Source organism: Cupriavidus sp. C2SS-8b (genome assembly GCF_057073745.1).
In genome coordinates, this window is record NZ_CP172717.1 from 1,718,504 (window position 1) to 1,736,767 (window position 18,264).

Below are 18,264 nucleotides of genomic sequence, written 5' to 3' on the forward strand. Positions count from 1 at the left end.
TTGCTACGGAGCGGCGGGACTGCCCTCTCGAAGCGTGACCACCGCGTCGGCGGCGACCAGGCCCTGCGCGGTGACGATGAACGGATTGATCTCGAGCGTGTCCAGCCGCTCGCCCAGCGCCGCGGCGAGCCGCGACACGCTGGCCAGCACCTGCGCGGCGGCATCCAGGTCCACCTGCGGATGGCCCCGGTGTCCCTCGCATAGCGCAGCGGCCTTGCTCGCGCGCAGCATCTGGCGCGCCTGCGCAGGCGACAGCGGCGCCAGCCCGCAGGCGGTCTGACGGAAGATCTCGACAGCCGTGCCGCCGATGCCCGCCAGCGCGACCAGCCCGAACACCGGGTCGCGCCGCACGCCCACCATCACCTCGCCCCAGCCGCGCACCATGCGCGCCACCAGCACGCCTTCGAACGGGACCGGCGCGCCGCTGTCCGTGCGCGCCCCGGCGACGGCCTGCACCATGCGGCCGAAGGCCTCGCGCACGGCCTGCGCATCTGCAAGGTTCAGGGCCACGCCGCCCACGTCGCTCTTGTGCAGGATGTCGCGCGAGCACAGCTTCACCACCACGGGATAGCCCAGGCGTTCGGCGATGCGCACGGCCGCGTCGGCATCGCGCGCCAGGTCATGCGGGGCCACCGGCACCCCGGCCGCGGCGAGGAGCTGCATGGCCTCGTACTCGGACAGCGCCGTAGCCGTGGGCGGTACATCGCGCAGCAGACCGGCGTGCGATGCGGGTTGCGGAGGTTGATCGGCCGCGCCGCGCTCGCCTGCCATGGCCGCTGCACGCGCCAGCGTGGCCACCGCCTCCACCGCGTGGCCCGGCTCGCGGAAGACCAGGCAACCACGCGCTTCCAGCCACGCGCGCTTGTCGTCGTCGACGATGCCGGCCAGCAGCAGTGGCGCCGCGTCAGGGTCTTCGGCGAGCGCGCCGATGGTCTGCTGCAGCTCCGGCCACAGCCGCGGGGCATTGGCGCCACCGGCCAGGAATGCCGCCACGCAGCCGTAGGCGCCGCTGCGCGCGACGCTGGCGATGGCATCCATGAAGACGCGCGGTTGCGCCACCACCTGCCCGGTCACGTCGATCGGGTTGGCGGTGCTGGCGAACGGGATAGCGGTACGCAGTGCCGTTGCGGCAGCGTCCGGCATCGGCGGCAGCGGCAGGCCCAATTGTTCGGCGCGGTCGGCCATCATGATGCCCACGCCGCCCGACACGGTGACGATCGCCAGCGGCGTGGCGGCACCCGCGTCGCGCCCGTGCGGGCGCTGCCACACTGATGGCCGCCGGCCGCGCGACAGCACGTAACCAAGCCGGAAGAACTCTTCCAGCGTCTGCGCGCGGTGCACGCCATAGGCATCGAACACCGCCTGGTACACCGCGTCTTCGCCGGTCAGGCTGGCCGTATGCGATTGCGCAGAGCGCGCGCCGGCCGCGGTGGTGCCAACCTTGGTGATCACCACCGGCTTGCCGGCCGCGCGCGCGGCGGCAAGCGCCTGGCGCAGGCGCGCGCCGTCGCGGCAGCCTTCGATGTAGGCCAGGATCACGCGCGTATTCGGGTCCTCGGCGAGCCAGGCGATCACGTCGGCCACCTGCAGCCCGGCCTCGTTGCCGGTCGTGACCCAGTGGCTCAGGCCCAGGCCCGCTTCGCGCGCAAGCGCATACGCATAGGCGCCGAACGCGCCGCTCTGGCTCACCAGGCCGACTTCGCCGACCGGCGGCGCGCCGCTCAGCGCGATTGGCGAGAACGTGGCGAACACGCGCTCGCGCAGGTTCATCGCGCCCAGGCAGTTGGGACCGAGCAGCGTGACGCCAGCCTCGCGCGCGCTGCTGGCGAGCCGGGCCTGCAGGTGCACGCCGGCTTCGCCGGCCTCGGCGAAGCCCGAAGTGAAGACCACCGCCGCGCGCGTGCGGTTGCCCGCAAGCTGCGCCATGACGTCCTCGCTGGCGCTGGCTGGGACCGCGACGATCGCAAGGTCCACAGCCTCGCCGATATCGGACAGCGAGCCATAGGCACGCAGGCCCTGCACTTCGGCCGCGGACGGGTTGACCGGATAGATGCGTCCCGCATAGCCCAGTTCGCGCAGCAGCCGGATCGGCATGCCACCCACCTTGTCTGGCTGGGTGGACGCACCGACCACCGCGATCGAACGCGGGTACAGCAGGGAATTCAGGTCAACCATACGGAAGTCTCCAGGTCTTGTGGTCAGGGGGCGGCTGCTATGGGTGCAGGCCGCTGGCGGCCTCGATGGATCGGACCATCTCCCTTAGCAGTGGCGCCACTTTCTTTTCCATCATGCCGCGCTTTACCTGCGAGCCGGGAACGGCACAGTTGAACAGCAGCGGACGGTTCAGGTAGCGGATGCGCGAGTAGACGCCCACGCCGTGCACGCCGACGCCCGCATCCCCTTCATTGATCGCGAAACCGCGCTTCGGGTAGTGGGCGACGTTGTGGCACAGCGTGTCGTAGAAGGCCGCGTATTCGTCGGGCCGCTCCTCGCTCGCGGCCGTCATCAGGCTTTCGAATTCGCCTTTCGACAAGGTGCACAGGTAGGCACGGCCCATTGCCGTACTGAGCACCGAGCGCACGGCGCCGGTGCCGGGGCGCGCCGGCGTGCCTTCGTTGTGGGTGCACGACTGCAGGTAAGTCACGTCGAGCCGGTGCGCGACGCCCATCGACACGGCGCCCTCGATGCGGTCGGCCAGTTCCTGCATCAGCGGACGAGCGATATGGCGCACCTGCAATCCGGTCAGGTAGGGGTAACCGAGCGCCAGCACCTGGGCACTGACGAAGTACTTGTCGAGCTTGGGATCCCAGTCGAGGTAGCCAAGCTCGAACAGCGTGCGGCAGATGCGCGACACCGTGGCGCGCGGCAGCTGCAACCGCTGCGCGAGTTCGCCGTTGCCGAGCGGGCGCGGCTCGTCGATGAAGCAGCGCAGCAAGGCGAAACCCTTGGCCAGCAGGCCCCCGAAGGACGGATCCTCGCGGCGGCGCTCGGCAATGAATTGTTCGACGGGCAGGTTCATGGCGTTTCCTCTTCATCCAGTCTGGACAGCGCGCGGCGCAGTGTCAAAAAGTGGAATCAATTTCCACATATTGGAAATATAGGAAACGGCCTTGCCCGTGTCATGGGTGTCTCACAGGGCCGGCTGACGGGGGCGCGCCGGCGACCCGCTTACGACATATGCGCGCCGGCTTGGGCATGGGGAAACAGGACGGACCGATTGCGGCCGCCCGATTTCGCCAGGTACAAGGCCTGGTCCGCCTGGTCGATCAGAAGCTCCGGGCTCATCGCCTTGTCCGTGGTAGCTGCCACGCCGATCGACAGCGTCACGACCACGCCATCCGTGTCGATGATCGTTCCCGGCACGCAAACCGTCTGGCGGTACCACTCGGCCGGGCCCATGGCAGCCCCGGCATCCATGCCGGGTAGCAGCACCAGGAATTCCTCGCCACCGTAGCGGCACACGACATCGTTGGCGCGCGCCTGCTGTTGCAGCAGCATGGCCACGTGCCGGATCACCTGGTCCCCGGCCGAGTGGCCAAAGCGGTCGTTGATCTGCTTGAAATGGTCGATATCGACCAGCAGCACCGCCGCGGACTGGCCGGCGCCCGCGCCAAACTCACGCCTGAGCGAATCGTTGAGATAGCGCCGGTTGTACAGGCCGGTGAGCGGGTCGCGGTTGGCCTGCTCGGTAAGCTGCGCCTGCAACGCCTGCACTGCCTCCAGCTGGCCCTGCAGCGCCTGTTCGCTGAGCCGCAGCTTGTGGCGCGTTTCGCTCAGGCTCAGCGCCCTGAAATAGGCACCGCGGGCAAACAGCAGCAGATAGACCGTCAGGCAAGCCATGCTCAGGGCCGTGACCGGCATCGTCGTGTCGGGCTCGAACTTCAGGCCAAACGCGGCCACCGATACGACCGCCCCCGCAGCCGACAAGGCCGCCGCCTGCAGCGCCCCGCGAAACCCGCGGAACGCCGCCAGGTTGATGCACCCGCGGATGACCAGCAGGAAGGTAATCCATAGCGGAAAGCCCTGCCATGCGGTCCAGAGGCCGAAGCAAAAGTCATCCAGGCGCAGGTTGTTGAGCTCGGCTTCCAGGGGATCGCGCGCATACCTGGCGACCAGGTAAACCACGTGCGGATAGACCAGGAACTGGAGCGCCATCAGCACCCACGCCACCGCGCCCTGTCCCGTGGCATGGAAATGCACGGCAAAGATCAGGAAGACGATCCACCACGACGCGGTGCGATTGCGGTGGTTCATCTTCACCACCCAATGCACTGCGCCGGGCCGGCTCTGGTTCGTGTTGTCGACGGTCTGCAAGTCCCCTTCCCCCCTGTCCCCCTCCAGGTACGCGAGCGTTCGTGGCGTCGCGCCTGGAAAGTCGTACCGCGAGGATATCAAGGGAGTGGGTCGCCTGCAGCAGCCGGCAGCCCGCAGCAGTTCTCCGACTCAAGTCACCGGTGCCGGATTAAACAACGCCAGCGAGTTATACAACTTGTGGTGCTCCGCCCACGTCTTCTTGCGGCCGCTGGCCACGTCGATCATCAGGTGGAACAGTTCCCAGCCCACATCCTCGATGGTGGCTTCGCCGGTGGCGATGCGGCCCGCGTTCACGTCCATCAGGTCATGCCAGCGCCGCGCCAGGTCGCTGCGCGTGGCGACCTTGATGACAGGCACTTCAGCCAGTCCGTAAGGCGTGCCGCGGCCGGTCGTGAACACGTGCAGGTTCATGCCGGCGGCCAGCTGCAGTGTGCCGCAGATGAAATCGCTCGCGGGCGTGGCTGCGTAGATCAGCCCCTTCTGCTTCAGCTTCTCGCCCGGCGACAGCACACCGGTGATCGGCGCGCTGCCCGATTTGATGATCGAGCCCATCGCCTTTTCCACGATGTTCGACAGGCCGCCCTTCTTGTTGCCCGGCGTGGTGTTGGCGCTGCGGTCCACGCGACCGCGTTCGAGGTAGCGGTCGTACCAGGCCATCTCGCGGATCATCCCTTCGGCGACTTCCGGCGTGGCGGCGCGTGCGGTGAGCTGATCGATGCCGTCGCGCACTTCGGTCACCTCGGAGAACATGACGCTGGCGCCGGCGCGCACCAGCAGGTCCGTGGCAAACCCCACCGCCGGATTGGCCGTGACGCCGGAGAACGCATCGCTGCCGCCGCACTGCACGCCGACCACCAGTTCCGACACCGGGCACGTTTCGCGCCGGCGCGCATTCAGGCGCTGCAGATGCGCCTCGGCCATCGTCATGATCGACGCGATCATCGAGGCAAAGCCGACGTGCTGCTCATCCTGCAGGCACACCACGCCGACCTGCACTTCGCCCGCGCCGGTCTGGATCGGGATGGTGCCCGCCGGCATCAGGCGGTCCGGCTGCAGCTTCTCGCAGCCGAGGCTGACCATCATCGCGGTGCCGCCGAAATTCGGATTGAGCGCGATATTGCGCAGCGTGCGGATCGGGATGACGGCATCGGGCGCGTCGATGGCCACGCCGCAGCCGTAGGTGTGCTCCAGCCCGACCACGTCATCGACATTGGGATAGCGCGGCAGCAGCTCATCGCGGATACGCCGCACGGCGTGCTCGACCACGCCCGACACGCACTGCACGGTCGTGGTGATGGCCAGGATATTGCGCGTGCCGACTGAACCATCGGGGTTGCGGAAGCCCTCGAAGGTATAGCCTTCCAGCGGCGGCAGCGGTGCCGGCAGGCGCGTGCCGATCGGCAGGTCGGTGAGGCCCGGCGCCACCGGCATTTCGATGACGCGCTCGTTGACCCAGCTGCCGCGCGGCAGGTCCTTCAGCGCGTAGCCGATCACCACGTTGTAGCGCATCACCGCATCGCCCTGCTTCAGGTCCGACAGCGCGACTTTGTGTCCCTGGGGCACGGCCTCTTGCAAGACGAGCCCGCACGGGAACACGGTGCCGGCCGGCAGGCCACCGTCGTTGGCGACGATGGCCACGTTGTCGGCCGGATGGATGCGGATATAGAGCGGCGCCTGGACCGGCTTGGCGGCCGGGCCGCGCGAATCATGTTCGGACATGCTGTGTTTCCTGCGGTTATTGCGGGTGCCTGAGTTCCACGCGGCGAATGTCCTTGACGATCACCAGGTAGCTCAGCACCGTGACCAGTGCGTGGACCCCGACGAACACCAGCGCGCCGTTGAACGAGCCGGTGACGCTCAGGATATAGCCGATCGCGATCGGCGTGACGATGCCGGCGATATTGCCGAACGTATTGAAGATGCTGCCCGCCAGGCCGATGACTTCCTTGGGCGCGGTATCCGCCACCACGGCCCAGCCCAGCGCGCCGATGCCCTTGCCGAAGAAGGCCAGTGCCATGAAGCCGACCACCAGCCACTCGGCATCGACATAGTTGCAGGCAATCATGCTGACCGAGAGCAGCATGCCGGCCACGATGGGCACCTTGCGGGCGATGGTCAGCGAGTGGCCACGGCGCAGCAGCGCGTCCGAGATCATGCCGCCCAGCACGCCGCCGAGGAAACCGCAGATCGCCGGCAGCGACGCCACGAACCCTGCCTTGAGGATGGACATGCCGCGCGCCTGCACCAGGTACACCGGGAACCAGGTCAGGAAGAAGTACGTGAGCACGTTGATGCAGTACTGGCCCAGGTACACGCCAGCCAGCATGCGGTTGCTCAGCAGCTGGCGCGCATAGAACCAGCCCGCCGGCGCTGCCGCCTTGCCGGTGGCGCGCCCTGCCCCTTCATTCATGTGGATCAGGCCGCCGCCCTGCTCGATATGCTCGAGTTCCGCGCGATTGACCGCCGGATGATCGGCCGGGCTGCGCATGACCTTGAGCCACAGCACGGCCAGCGCCATGCCGAACACGCCCATCCACATATAGACGTGGTGCCAGCCCCAGCTGTGCGTCACCCACGCCATCAGCGGCGTGAACACCACCGCCGCGAAGTACTGGGCGGCGTTGAAGATGGCGGACGCCGTGCCGCGCTCGGCCGTGGGGAACCAGCTTGCCACGACCTTGGCATTGGCGGGAAAGGCCGGCGATTCGGCCAGGCCCACGGCAAAGCGCAGCATGAACAGCGCCACCATGACTGCGCCCATCGACGCGAACACGCCCACCCAGGCCTGCAGCAGCGTGAATATCGACCACAGGCAGATGCTGACCGCATAGATGCGGCGCGCGCCAAAGCGGTCAAGCAGCCAGCCGCCGGGGATCTGCGCCATGACATAGGCCCAGCTGAAAGCCGAAAAGATATAGCCCATCTGCACGGCGCTGAAGCCAAAGGCCTCGCGCATGGCGGGCCCGGTGATCGACAGCGTGGCACGGTCGGCATAGTTGACCGTGGTGACGATGAAGATCATCGCCAGGATCCAGTAGCGGACATTGGTGCGGCGCGCGGCGGCTGCACTGCCGGTAGCGGCCGTCGTGGCAGCGGGGGTATGGCTTGCGTTCATCGGGTCTCCTGTGACCAAATTCAGCGACCGCCTCAAGGGGAACTGAGATATGTCGTCGTATGACTGAAATTATATGGACACGATCCGTCCGCCGTAGTGCGCGTTTACCCTTAAATTGGCCGATTCTTTTGGTGATCGCCTTTCGCCTTCCTTACAGCGTATGAGAATCCCGGGAATTCTCAAGCCAAGGCAGTGCGCCCGCCCGCTGCCCCGCCCGGGGTTTTCCCGGACATCGCTACATTTGCACTTGTCTTCTTCGATTCCTAGTTGTACGATGACGTACATTGATAACACCCTGCAGGACTGCGGAACACCGCCCTGCCCGATCCATCACTCAATTGCCGGTCCCGGCCCAGGATGAGAGACATGACGACACCGCAAGAACTGAAGCAGATCATTTCCGAAGGCCTGCTGTCCTTCCCAGTCACCGACTTCGACGCGCAGGGCAACTTCCGCCCCGAGACCTACGTCAAGCGTCTGGAATGGCTGGCGCCCTACGGTGCATCGGCACTGTTCGCCGCGGGCGGCACGGGCGAGTTCTTTTCGCTGACGCCGGATGACTACTCCAACGTGATCCGGACCGCGGTGGAAACCTGCCAGGGCAAGGTACCCATCCTGGCCGGCGCTGGCGGCCCGACCCGCATGGCCATCGCCTATGCACAGGAAGCGCAGCGCCTGGGCGCCAAGGGTGTGCTGCTGATGCCGCACTACCTGACCGAAGCGAGCGAGGAAGGCATTGCCAACCACATCGAAGAAGTCTGCAAGGCCATCAACATCGGCGTGATCGTCTACAACCGCGCCAACTCGCGCATCGGCGCCGACCTGCTGGAGCGCGTGGTGGACCGCTGCCCCAACCTGATCGGCTTCAAGGACGGCGTCGGCGAGATCGAAGCCATGGTGCGCGTACGCCGGAAGCTGGGCGACCGCCTGGCTTACCTGGGTGGCCTGCCGACCGCGGAAGTGTATGCCGCGGCCTACAAGGCGCTGGGCGTGCCGGTGTACTCGTCGGCCGTGTTCAACTTCATCCCGCGCACCGCGATGGATTTCTACCGTGCTGTTGCAGCCGATGACCATGCCACCATCGGACGCCTGATCGACGACTTCTTCCTGCCCTACCTGGACATCCGCAACCGCCGCCAGGGCTATGCGGTGAGCATCGTCAAGGCCGGCGCCCGCCTGGTTGGCCACGACGCAGGCCCGGTGCGCGCGCCGCTGACGGACCTGAACGAAGAGGAAATGGCGCAGCTCGACGCGCTGATCCGCAAGCTCGGCCCGCAGTAAGCCTGCCCCTCCCCGGGAAACTGGGTCACGAACGGATACCCCGCCATGCGCGGGGTATTTTGTTTATGGAACGCAATGACGGCAGGGGCGGATTCCGGAATGTTGGCGACTATGCTTGAATCGGGTATCCGCCGAAAAACACCACCATTCGGCAATGGAGAATGGCCATGGCCTATCGCGTAGCCAGTTGGGTGGCATGCACCGCGCTCGCACTGTCCGCCTGTGCGTCCCTGCAACCGGTCCAGACCGCGCAGAAAATGGTCGGTAGCCCGGAAAGCTCCGTGCTCGCGACCTTTGGCGAACCGACGGAGGTCTACAAGCTTGCCGACGGCACCGTGCGCTGGATCTATTCGCACCAGCCGCTCGGGTTCGAGGTCTACGCCGCCGATTTCGATGGCAACGGCAGGCTCGTCAACTTCCGCCAGATGCTGACCGAGAAAGAAATCTACGAAGCCAGGCCCGGCGTATGGACCAAGCGCGACATCGCCGAACGCTTCGGCATGCCGCGCGAGCCGGTCCAGTACTACCCGCTGATGAAGCGAGAGGCATGGTCCTACAGGCTCTATGCAAGCGGATACCAGCCTGCGCACTTCAGTGTCTACTTCGACGACCAGGGGGTGCTGGACCGCACGATGATCATCGTGGATACGTATGGGGGCGACCGGCGGCGCAGGTGATGCGTTCGGTTTGTACCGGGTTCCACCGCCTGGAGCTCGCCTTCGTCGGGATGGCCATCATCGTGTTCCAGCCGCGCTGAGGCAGCCGCGAGACCACTGTTCCGTTTTGGAACAGCTGCGCCAGCGTGGCACAGCAGTCCCGCCACACTGGCACAGCTGACGCCACAGCGCCGGCGCCTGACACCTCCAAACCCTCGCATCCACGCCAGTTTCGCCGCCGGTCCCGGCTCCGGCACACCTCTTGCGATATCTGCCTCGCGCGCGGCGCATCGCCGTGCCGACCAACGACTTCACAAGACGGAGCGAGACATGAACATGGCCGAGATCGCCCAGCTGGGCGTCAGCAACCCCTACAAGCAGCAGTACGAGAACTATATCGGCGGCGCCTGGGTGCCGCCGGCAGGCGGCGAATACTTCGAGGCCATCACGCCGATCACCGGCAAGCCGTTCACGCGCGTGCCGCGCTCGAAGCAGGAAGACGTCGATGCCGCGCTCGACGCCGCGCACGCCGCCAAGGCAGCCTGGGGCCGCACCTCGACCACGGAACGCGCCAATATCCTGAACCGCATCGCCGACCGCATCGAGGCCAACCTGACGCTGCTGGCCGTGGCCGAAACCATCGACAACGGCAAGCCCGTGCGCGAGACCACCGCGGCGGACCTGCCGCTGGCCGTCGACCACTTCCGCTACTTCGCCGGATGCATCCGCGCGCAGGAAGGCGGCATCTCGGAGATCGATGCCGAGACCATCGCGTACCACTTCCATGAGCCGCTGGGCGTGGTCGGCCAGATCATTCCGTGGAACTTCCCGTTGCTGATGGCCACGTGGAAGCTCGCGCCGGCACTGGCCGCAGGCAACTGCGTGGTGCTCAAGCCCGCCGAACAGACGCCTGCGTCCATCCTCGTGCTGATGGAGGTGATCGGCGACCTGCTGCCCCCGGGCGTACTCAACGTCATCAACGGCTTTGGCCTGGAAGCGGGCAAGCCGCTGGCCTCAAGCCCGCGCATCAGCAAGGTCGCATTCACGGGCGAGACCACCACGGGCCGGCTGATCATGCAATACGCATCGCAGAACCTGATCCCGGTCACGCTGGAGCTGGGCGGCAAATCGCCCAACATCTTCTTCGAGGATGTGCTGGCCGCCGACGACGCCTACTTCGACAAGGCGCTCGAAGGCTTTGCCATGTTCGCGCTGAACCAAGGCGAGGTGTGCACGTGCCCGTCGCGTGCGCTGATCCAGGAATCAATCTACGACCGCTTCATGGAACGCGCGCTCAAGCGCGTGGCGGCGATCCGCCAGGGGCATCCGCTCGACAAGGGCACCATGATCGGCGCGCAGGCGTCGGCCGAACAGCTCGAGAAGATCCTGTCCTACATCGACCTGGGCCGCAAGGAAGGCGCGCAATGCCTGGCGGGCGGCGAACGCAACGTGCTTGATGGCGACCTGGCGGGCGGCTACTACGTGAAGCCGACCGTGTTCAGGGGCCACAACAAGATGCGCATCTTCCAGGAGGAAATCTTCGGGCCGGTGGTGTCGGTCACCACCTTCAAGGACGAAGAGGAAGCGCTGGCCATTGCCAACGACACGCTGTATGGCCTGGGCGCGGGCGTCTGGACGCGCGATGGCGCGCGCGCGTTCCGCATGGGCCGCGGCATCCAGGCCGGCCGGGTGTGGACCAACTGCTACCACGCCTATCCCGCGCATGCCGCATTCGGGGGATACAAGCAGTCCGGCATTGGTCGCGAGAACCACCGCATGATGCTCGACCATTACCAGCAGACCAAGAACCTGCTGGTCAGCTACAGCCCGAACGCCCTCGGCTTTTTCTGACGATGGGCAAGGCATCGCGTTTTGGCGGAAAAATTGAATGCCCCGTCCGCCAGACGCGTGCCATGATCGCTTCGGTGCCCGCCTCTGCGGGCACCGCATCCAACCAGGAGTCGATATGCCAGCGATGATGAAAGCTGCGGTGGTGCGCGCCTTCGGCGCCCCGCTCACGATCGATGAAGTGCCCGTGCCGCAACCCGGCCCCGGTCAGGTCCAGGTAAAGATCGAGGCCTCCGGTGTCTGCCATACCGACCTGCACGCCGCCGATGGCGACTGGCCGGTCAAACCCACCCTGCCCTTTATCCCCGGCCATGAAGGCGTGGGCTACGTGTCCGCCGTGGGCAGCGGCGTCAGCCGCGTGAAGGAAGGCGACCGCGTCGGCATTCCGTGGCTGTACAGCGCCTGCGGCTATTGTGAACACTGCCTGCAGGGTTGGGAAACCTTGTGCGAGAAGCAGCAGAACACCGGCTACTCCGTCAACGGCGGCTATGGCGAGTATGTGGTGGCCGATCCCAACTACGTAGGCCTGCTGCCCGACAAGGTCGGCTTCGTCGAGATCGCGCCGATCCTGTGCGCCGGCGTCACCGTGTACAAGGGCCTGAAGGTCACCGACACGCGTCCGGGCCAGTGGGTGGTGATCTCGGGCATCGGCGGGCTGGGGCACGTGGCCGTGCAGTATGCAAGGGCCATGGGCCTGCGCGTGGCCGCGGTCGACATCGACGACGCCAAGCTCGACCTGGCGCGGCGGCTCGGCGCCGAGGTGGCGGTCAATGCGCGCGACACGGACCCGGCCGCATGGCTGCAGAAGGAAATCGGCGGCGCGCATGGCGTGCTGGTCACAGCGGTCTCGCCCAAGGCGTTTTCGCAAGCGATCGGCATGGTGCGGCGCGGCGGCACCATCGCGCTCAACGGGCTGCCGCCCGGAGATTTCGGCACGCCGATCTTTGACGTCGTGCTCAAGGGCATCACCATCCGCGGTTCGATCGTCGGCACGCGCAGCGACCTGCAGGAATCGCTCGACTTCGCCGCGCACGGCGACGTGAAGGCCACGGTGTCGACCGCAAAGCTGGAAGACGTCAATGATGTGCTCGGCCGCCTGCGTGACGGCAAGGTCGAGGGCCGCGTGGTGCTCGATTTCTCGCGCTGAGGGAGCGACCATGCCGCACGCCCACGCTGATACCGGCAGTCCCGTGCCACGCGTCGTCGCCACGCCGGCTGCGCTGGCGCTGATCGGCGCGCTGCGCGCACGGCATGGTCCGCTGATGTTCCACCAGTCCGGCGGCTGCTGTGACGGCAGTGCGCCGATGTGTTTCGCCGCCGGCGACCTGATCGTCGGCGATGCCGACGTCCGCCTCGGCGAGATCGGCGGCGCGCCGTTCTACATGACGCGCGCGCAGTTCGAATACTGGCAGCATACGCGGCTGGTGATCGATGTCGTGGCCGGTGCGGGCGGCATGTTTTCGCTGGAGAGCGGGAGCGGCCAACGTTTCCTGACGCGCTCGGAACTGTTCAGCGACGAAGAGGCCGCGCTGCTGGCCTTGCAGCCTGTGCTGTAGGGCCCTGCTACTGCGCGCCGCGCAGGCGCCGGTAGATGGTGTTGCGCGACACGCCCAGTTCGCGCGCCACCAGGCTGACGTTGCCGCCATGGCGCTCCAGCGCCTGACGGATCAGGCCGGCCTCCCAGTCGCGCATGCGTCCTTGCACGGGAGCCTCTGGCAATGGCGCCGCGTCCGCGATCTGCATGGGTATCGCTACCTCTGCCGCCACCTCTTCGGCCACCTCTTCGGCCACCATTTCGGTGAACTCCTCGGGCAGATGCTCGCAGCGGATTTCCGCCTCGCCTTCGGCCATGATCGCCGCCGTGCGCAGCACGTTGGCCATCTGGCGCAGGTTGCCCGGCCACGCATGCGCGCGCAGGCGGGCCATGACTTCGTCGGATACCCGCTGCGGGCACAGCGGCCCGGCCTCGGCCTGCTGCATCGACAGGATGCGTTCCACCAGCACCGGCAGGTCGCTGCGCTCGCTCAGCGCCGGCAGCGTGACCGTGAGCGCGTTGATGCGGTAATAGAGGTCTTCGCGAAAGGTGCCAGCATCGATCATCACGCGCAGGTCGCGGTGCGTGGCACAGACGATGCGGACATCCACCGCCACCGCACGCGAGCCGCCAAGCCGCGTGACCGCGCGCTCCTGCAGCACCCGCATCAGGCGCACCTGCTGGGCCAGCGGCATGTCGCCGATTTCATCTAGGAACAGCGTGCCGCCATCGGCCTGCATCACCTTGCCCGTGCTGCCCTGCCGGCGTGCGCCGGTAAAGGCGCCGTCTTCGTAGCCGAACAGCTCGGCCTCGATCAATGATTCCGGGATGGCCGCGCAGTTCACCGCCACGAACGGCCCTGCGCTGCGCGGCGACGCCGCATGGATGGCCCGCGCCAGCCACTCCTTGCCAGTCCCGGTACGGCCATGCACGAGGATCGGGATATCGCGCCCGCTGACCTTGTGCACGCGGCGCAGGACGGCGGCCACGCGCGCATCGCCGGTGTCGAGCCTGGCCAGCGCGGGCGGCAAGATTGCCGGAGTCCGCGATCCCGCGGCAGACGGCGCGGGCGCCGTCGATGCCAGGTACTCGATGCGCGCAAACACTTGCACGCGGCTGGGCAGCGCCAGCATCTGCAGGTGCCCGGCAGCCAGCCCGCGCGCCTGCATGGCACGCGCCACCGGCTGGCCGAACAGCCCGCCAAAGCCTCCGGCCATCAACTGGTCGGGTGGCAGGCCGAACTGGAACAGCGCACTGCGGTTGGCGCCAAGGAAGCTGCCATCGGGCGCGAACGCAGCCATCCCCTCGAACAGCGTGCCGACGAATTCCGGACGCGCATGGAAGCGCACCAGCACGGCATCGGTGTAGTGGTGGGCGAACAGGTGGTTCTCGATCATCTGCGCGGACATGCGCACGAGCGCCAGGGTGTGCTTGTGGAAGCCGCGCTGGTCGCCGCTCACGTCGAGCGCGCCTACGGTGTCCCCGCCGGGCCCAATGATCGGCGCGCAGGAACAGGTGAGCTGGTGGTTGGCGCGCAGGAAATGCTCGCCGGCGTGGATCACCGTCGGCCGCGCCTCGGCCAGCGCCGTGCCAATGGCATTGGTGCCCTTGCTCAGTTCCGACCAGGATTCGCCCGGCGCCAGCGCCACGCGACGCGCCTGGGCTGCGAACTCGCTGTCGCCAAGGCTATGCAGGATCACGCCCGCGCGGTCCGTCAGCAGCACCATGCTGTCGGTATTCGCGATCTGCGCGTGCAGCGTCTCCATGACAGGCAAAGCGTGGCGGTACAGGGCGCGATTGCCGTCGACCAGCGCGTGCAGCGCACGCGCGCCCAGTGGCTGGTATTCGGGCAGCAGGCGTTCATCCAGGCCGAACTCCGCCGAGCGCGCATGGGCGCGGGCAATCAGCCCAGTGCGGTCGGTGTCCCCTGCGCCGGAGTCGGCCAGCGAAGCATGGGAAAGGACAAAACGGGCAGCGCCCTGGCTGTCGGCACGATGCATGGCAACGGGTCTCCGGTAGCAGCGCCCGTGCCGTGCGGCCGGGGCCATGCTGTCTCGGGGCGCGCGCGTTGCCGGAAGAACCGGCGGCGGCCGCGGCGGCGTTCTCCGGCAACCATATCACACGCTGCACGGGGATTGCGCCTTCGCGGCGCGCGCCTACCGCTCCTCGTCAAGCAGGTCGTTCAGGATTTCATCGAAGGTCGCCTGGGCGTCTTCCAGCGCCTGCAGCGCAGCGTCGAACGTCTGCAACGCCATCTTGGACGGCTTGCCGCTGCCTTCCGGGGGATACTGGGACTGCAGGGCGGCAAAGGCGACCTGCACCTGACGGGTCGCATCGACCACTCGCTGCATGGCCTGCGCCTCCTCGGCGCGCAATTGTTCGTGCTTCTGTTCACTCATGCCTTGGGCTCCTGCCGGCGCTCTGTGGTGGCGCGGCGTTATGAGCCGTATCGTACAAGAACTGAACGGGCTGACAGGGGAACGCGCCGCGACTTGCGCAAAAATCGGTTAGGCTCCACCTGGGGGCGCCCTCGTGCGCCACGGATTCCGGACCCAGACATGTCATCCCTCATGCGCCGCGCGCTGGCCGCCACCCTGGTGACCGCGGGCGGTTTTGCCTGCTACTGGACCTACCTCACGGTCAACCAGGCGCGCCTGCTGTTCGACGCGCGCCGCCGTCCGCCGCGCGACTTGCCCGACGGCATCGTCGGCTATTCGCACCTGGTGCCGGGCGGCGTACTGCGCGGCTACATCTACCATGCACCGGGCGACACCGTGCGTGACCTCCTGTTCTACCTGCCGGGCCGCGGCGAGGATGTGCTCGACACCCTGCAATTCGCGCGCTGGATCCCGCGAGGCATGGGCTTCGCCACGTTCGATTACCGCGGGCTCGGGCATTCCGACGGCCAGCCCTCCGAAGCCGCTGCCGTCGCGGACGCCAGCCAGTTCCTGCTGCACCTGCGCCGCGTCTTTCCTGGCACGCGGGCGCACGTGGTGGGCCGCAGCCTGGGCACTGGCGTGGCCATCCAGCTCGCCGACCTGCAGGACTTCGAAAGCCTGCAGCTGATCACACCCTATGACTCGATGCTGGAACTGGTGCGCCAGCGCTTTCCGTTCGTGCCCCTGCGGCAGTTGATGCGCCACCACTTCGATTCCATTTCACATTGCAAGAAAGTGGTGCAGAGCACCAAGGTGCTGCTGGCTGAAGCCGATGACGTGGTGCCGCATGCGTGTTCCGAACGCCTGGTGGCCGCATGGCCGGGACCGGTGACGCTGCAGACCATGCAGGGCACGGATCACTTCAGCATCGTCGAGCGTCAGGAAACCTGGCTGACACTTTGCGAGTTTGCGCGCCAGGTGCAGCATGCCCCGCTCCCGGATACCCCGCCTGCGCCGCCGCCGGATCATGACGAGACCGGTGTGCCGCTTCCGCTCGCCCGGTTCCGCTAGAATGCGCGCATGAAAAAATTTGCAGTCAAGGCAGGTGGCGCCGCGTTGGCGCTGGCTGCCGCCGGCGTGCTGCTCGCCGGTTTCGCCGCGGTGGTCAGCCTGCGGCAACTCCCTCCCGTCGATGCCCTGCGCGAGTACCGCCCGGACGTGCCGCTGCGGATCTTCACCAGCGACAACGTGCAGATCGGCGAATTCGGCAGCGAGCACCGCGAATTCATCCCGTTCGAAAAGATGCCGCGCCAGATGACGCAGGCGCTGCTGGCCGCCGAGGACGACCAGTTCTACGAGCACGACGGCATCGATATCCCGGGCATCTTCCGCGCGGCGCTGGCCAACCTGGGACGCGGCTATGCGCAGGGCGCCTCCACCATCACCATGCAGGTGGCGCGCAATTTCTACCTGTCGCGCGAGAAGACGCTCTCGCGCAAGTGGTATGAGATCCTGCTCGCCTGGAAGATCGACCATACGCTCTCCAAGGACCGCATCCTGGAGGTGTACATGAACCAGGTCTACCTGGGCGAGCATGCCTACGGCTTCGGCAGCGCGGCCCACGCGTATTTCGGCAAGCCGCTGGACGCGCTTTCGCTGGCCGAGACCGCCATGCTGGCGGGGCTGCCCAAGGCGCCATCCACCATGAACCCGGTGGCGAACTTCACGCGCGCCAAGCGCCGGCAGGAATACGTGCTCGGACGGATGCTGGCGCTGGGCATGATCAGCCAGGACCAGTATCGCGAAGCGCGCTCCGCCCGACTGGAGATTGCCCCCGACAGTGCCGGCCAGTTCGCCGGACACGCCGAATATGTCGCCGAACTCGCGCGCCAGCTTGCACGCGACCGCTTCGGCGATGAAGCATACACGCGCGGCCTCAATGTCTACACCACGGTATCGTCGGTGCGGCAGACCATGGCCTACGACGCCGTGCGGCGCGGGCTGGACGGCTATGGGCGGCGCCATCGCATCGCGGGTCCCGACGGCGGTCCGCAGGCAGCGCTGGTTTCGCTGGACGGCGACACGGGGGCCATCGAGGCCCTGGTCGGCGGCGCCGACTTCAGCACCAGCCGCTTCAACCATGCCACACAGGCGCTGCGCCAGCCGGGTTCGACCTTCAAGCCGTTCATCTATGCGGCCGCGCTGGAGCGCGGCATGTCGCCGGGCACGCTGATCAATGACGCGCCGCTGGACAACGGCTCGCGCTGGCAGCCGTCCAATGACGACGGCCGCTTCCTGGGCGCGGTCACTGTGCGCCAGGCGCTGGCGGAATCGCGCAACCTGCCGGCCATCCGCACGCTGCAGGCCATCGGCATTCCGTACGCGGTGGAGTTCGCCAGCCGCTTCGGCTTTTCGCCCAGGCGGCTGCCACGCTTCCTGCCGCTTGCGCTGGGCGCCGGCTCGACATCGCCGCTGCGGCTCGCGGCCGCCTATTCGGTATTCGCCAACCACGGCCACCGGGTCGAGCCGTACCTGATCTCGCGCATTACCGACAGTGACGGCACGGTGCTGTTCGCCGCGGATGCCGAAGCGCAGCCGCCGCGCGTCATCAGCGAGCGCAATGCCTTCGTGATGGACAGCCTGCTGCGCAGCGTGGTGGACGACGGCACCGGCGCCGGCGTGCGCCGCTACCTGCACCGCGAGGACATCGCGGGCAAGACCGGCACGACCAACGATGCCGCCGACGGCTGGTTCGCGGGCTACGCCGGCAATGTGGTCACGGTGGCATGGATGGGCTTTGACGACAACCATAGCCTGGGCGCCCACGAATTCGGTGCCACCACCGCGTTGCCGATGTGGGCGTCGTATATGGAAGGCCGGCTCGCAGGCGTCCCGACGGCCGGCGCCGCGCCCCCGTCCGGAGTGGTGCGCAGCACGGGCGACTGGATGTACGCCGAATATGCCGAAGGCAAGGGGATCGCCTCGCTCGGCTTCCCCGCGCCGCCACTCGCTTCCGATTCGGCACAGGATGCCTCCGCCGCCCCGGTGAACAGCGAAGCCGTGGGCCTGCCCGGACAGCCCGCCCCGCGCGGCGACGACCGGACCAGCCTTTAGTCCCCGCCCCTTCCCAACCCTCCC

At 67.3% G+C, this 18,264-nt stretch carries 14 protein-coding genes; 7 read left to right on the plus strand and 7 right to left on the minus strand.

The window, feature by feature from the left end; translation table 11 throughout:
• Window positions 1–3: 3 nt before the first annotated feature.
• From ACIGJB_RS24785 to ACIGJB_RS24805, 5 genes are all read right to left on the minus strand, one after another.
• Window positions 4–2,175 carry an acetate--CoA ligase family protein gene (locus ACIGJB_RS24785; RefSeq protein ID WP_483732631.1) on the minus strand — a complete coding sequence of 724 codons (2,172 nt, stop codon included), beginning with the start codon at window positions 2,173–2,175 and terminating at the stop codon, window positions 4–6.
• Between the two features lie 37 nt (window positions 2,176–2,212).
• Window positions 2,213–3,019: an IclR family transcriptional regulator gene (locus ACIGJB_RS24790; RefSeq protein WP_483732632.1), complete on the minus strand. Its 807-nt coding sequence runs from the start codon at window positions 3,017–3,019 to the stop codon at window positions 2,213–2,215.
• A 149-nt stretch (window positions 3,020–3,168) separates the two neighbouring features.
• Entirely contained in the window at window positions 3,169–4,314 is a 1,146-nt protein-coding gene (locus tag ACIGJB_RS24795) for a sensor domain-containing diguanylate cyclase (protein WP_483732633.1), read from the minus strand.
• Window positions 4,315–4,443: 129 nt separating this feature from the next.
• Window positions 4,444–6,033 (minus strand): galactarate dehydratase, encoded by a 1,590-nt coding sequence (gene garD, locus ACIGJB_RS24800; protein WP_483732634.1) that lies wholly within the window; start codon window positions 6,031–6,033, stop codon window positions 4,444–4,446.
• 16 nt (window positions 6,034–6,049) lie between these two features.
• Complete coding sequence (locus ACIGJB_RS24805; RefSeq protein WP_483732635.1) at window positions 6,050–7,429, minus strand: MFS transporter; 1,380 nt, start codon at window positions 7,427–7,429, stop codon at window positions 6,050–6,052.
• A 366-nt stretch (window positions 7,430–7,795) separates the two neighbouring features.
• On the opposite strand from ACIGJB_RS24805, the gene kdgD reads away from it, so the two are divergent.
• The 5 genes from kdgD (at window position 7,796) to ACIGJB_RS24830 (ending at window position 12,770) form a co-directional block, all read left to right on the plus strand.
• On the plus strand, window positions 7,796–8,710 hold the full coding sequence (kdgD, locus tag ACIGJB_RS24810) for a 5-dehydro-4-deoxyglucarate dehydratase (RefSeq protein ID WP_483732636.1): 915 nt from the start codon (window positions 7,796–7,798) through the stop codon (window positions 8,708–8,710).
• 167 nt (window positions 8,711–8,877) lie between these two features.
• The gene (locus ACIGJB_RS24815; protein ID WP_483732637.1) at window positions 8,878–9,387 is read left to right on the plus strand and encodes a hypothetical protein; all 510 of its coding nucleotides are present in this window, start codon (window positions 8,878–8,880) and stop codon (window positions 9,385–9,387) included.
• 309 nt (window positions 9,388–9,696) lie between these two features.
• The gene (gene adh / locus ACIGJB_RS24820; protein WP_483732638.1) at window positions 9,697–11,217 is read left to right on the plus strand and encodes an aldehyde dehydrogenase; all 1,521 of its coding nucleotides are present in this window, start codon (window positions 9,697–9,699) and stop codon (window positions 11,215–11,217) included.
• A 115-nt stretch (window positions 11,218–11,332) separates the two neighbouring features.
• A complete protein-coding gene (adhP, locus tag ACIGJB_RS24825; RefSeq protein ID WP_483732639.1) occupies window positions 11,333–12,361 on the plus strand; it encodes an alcohol dehydrogenase AdhP in 1,029 nt (342 codons plus the stop codon).
• A 10-nt stretch (window positions 12,362–12,371) separates the two neighbouring features.
• Window positions 12,372–12,770: a DUF779 domain-containing protein gene (locus ACIGJB_RS24830; RefSeq protein WP_483732640.1), complete on the plus strand. Its 399-nt coding sequence runs from the start codon at window positions 12,372–12,374 to the stop codon at window positions 12,768–12,770.
• Between the two features lie 7 nt (window positions 12,771–12,777).
• On the opposite strand, the gene ACIGJB_RS24835 is transcribed toward ACIGJB_RS24830, so the two are convergent.
• Together ACIGJB_RS24835 and ACIGJB_RS24840 are read right to left on the minus strand one after the other, a co-directional pair.
• Window positions 12,778–14,748 carry a sigma-54-dependent Fis family transcriptional regulator gene (locus ACIGJB_RS24835; protein ID WP_483732641.1) on the minus strand — a complete coding sequence of 657 codons (1,971 nt, stop codon included), beginning with the start codon at window positions 14,746–14,748 and terminating at the stop codon, window positions 12,778–12,780.
• A 156-nt stretch (window positions 14,749–14,904) separates the two neighbouring features.
• Window positions 14,905–15,147, minus strand: a complete 243-nt coding sequence (locus ACIGJB_RS24840) for a hypothetical protein (protein WP_483732642.1) — start codon at window positions 15,145–15,147, stop codon at window positions 14,905–14,907.
• Window positions 15,148–15,306: 159 nt separating this feature from the next.
• Here ACIGJB_RS24840 and ACIGJB_RS24845 point away from each other — a divergent pair, with 159 nt between their 5' ends.
• Together ACIGJB_RS24845 and ACIGJB_RS24850 are read left to right on the plus strand one after the other, a co-directional pair.
• Window positions 15,307–16,197 carry an alpha/beta hydrolase gene (locus tag ACIGJB_RS24845; protein ID WP_483732643.1) on the plus strand — a complete coding sequence of 297 codons (891 nt, stop codon included), beginning with the start codon at window positions 15,307–15,309 and terminating at the stop codon, window positions 16,195–16,197.
• A gap of 9 nt (window positions 16,198–16,206) precedes the next feature.
• Complete coding sequence (locus ACIGJB_RS24850) at window positions 16,207–18,240, plus strand: penicillin-binding protein 1A (RefSeq protein ID WP_483732644.1); 2,034 nt, start codon at window positions 16,207–16,209, stop codon at window positions 18,238–18,240.
• The last annotated feature ends 24 nt before the right edge of the window (window positions 18,241–18,264 follow it).